General features: G+C 49.8%; 1 rRNA gene. It reads right to left on the bottom strand.

The window, feature by feature from the left end:
• A 23S ribosomal RNA gene (locus Q7J41_RS05785) occupies positions 1-1,350 on the bottom strand; the annotation flags it as partial.

Raw genomic sequence — 1,350 nt, 5'->3', positions numbered from 1 at the left:
TTTTCACCGGCAGCTTGATTTCACCGAGTCCCTTGTTGAGACAGTGCCCAAATCGTTACACCTTTCGTGCGGGTCAGAACTTACCTGACAAGGAATTTCGCTACCTTAGGACCGTTATAGTTACGGCCGCCGTTTACTGGGGCTTAAATTTGCACCTTCGCTTGCGCTAAGCACTCCTCTTAACCTTCCAGCACCGGGCAGGCGTCAGCCCCTATACATCATCTTTCGATTTAGCAGAGACCTATGTTTTTGCTAAACAGTCGCTTGAGCCTCTTCTCTGCGGCCCCCCTAGAGGGGCACTCCTTCTCCCGAAGTTACGGAGTCATTTTGCCGAGTTCCTTAACAACACTTCTCCCGCTCATCTTAGGATTCTCTCCTCGCCTACCTGTGTCGGTTTACGGTACGGGCACCTTCTCTCTCAATAGAAGCTTTTCTTGACAGCGTGAAATCAGCGACTTCCCTACTTATTTTTCGTTCCCCGTCACGCCTCAGCCTTAAGATCAAGGGGATTTGCCTCCCTGATCAGCCTTGACGCTTGGCCCAGCTTTTCCAACCGCTGGGTTCGCTTATCCTTCTGTGTCACTCCATCTCTCAAACAATTAAAGGTGGTACAGGAATTTCAACCTGTTGTCCATCGCCTACGCTGCTCGCCTCGGCTTAGGCCCCGACTTACCCTGAGGGGACGAACCTTCCTCAGGAAACCTTGGGCTTTCGATGGTGAAGATTCTCACTTCACTTTCGCTACTCATGCCAACATTCTCTCTTGTCTTGTGTCCACCAAACCTTACAGTTTAGCTTCGCCCCCAAGACATTGCTCCCCTACCACTATGGTAGTACCATAATCCATCGCTTCGGTGCCAGATTTGAGCCCCGTTCATCTTCGGCGCACAACCACTCGACCAGTGAGCTATTACGCACTCTTTAAATGTGTGGCTGCTTCTAAGCCAACATCCTGGTTGTTTCTGCAGTTGCACATCCTTTCCCACTTAATCTGGACTTGGGGACCTTAGCGGATGGTCTGGGCTGTTTCCCTTTTGACTATGAGACTTATCTCACACAGTCTGACTGCCGTATATAAGTGTATGGCATTCGGAGTTTGATAAGGTTCAGTAATCTTTACGACCCCTAGCCTATTCAGTGCTCTACCTCCATCACTCTCTCTACAACGCTAGCCCTAAAGCTATTTCGGGGAGAACCAGCTATCTCCGTGTTCGATTGGAATTTCACCCCTATCCACAACTCATCCAAGCCTTTTTCAACAGACACTGGTTCGGACCTCCACTTGGTTTTACCCAAGCTTCATCCTGGTCATGGATAGATCACACGGTTTCGGGTCTACAGCATGCAACT

This window comes from Acetobacterium sp. (assembly GCF_030652775.1).
Classification (GTDB): Bacteria; Bacillota; Clostridia; order Eubacteriales; family Eubacteriaceae; genus Acetobacterium.
The sequence above is the reverse complement of the archived record's forward strand: the minus strand, read 5'-3'. Positions and strand labels throughout refer to the sequence as shown.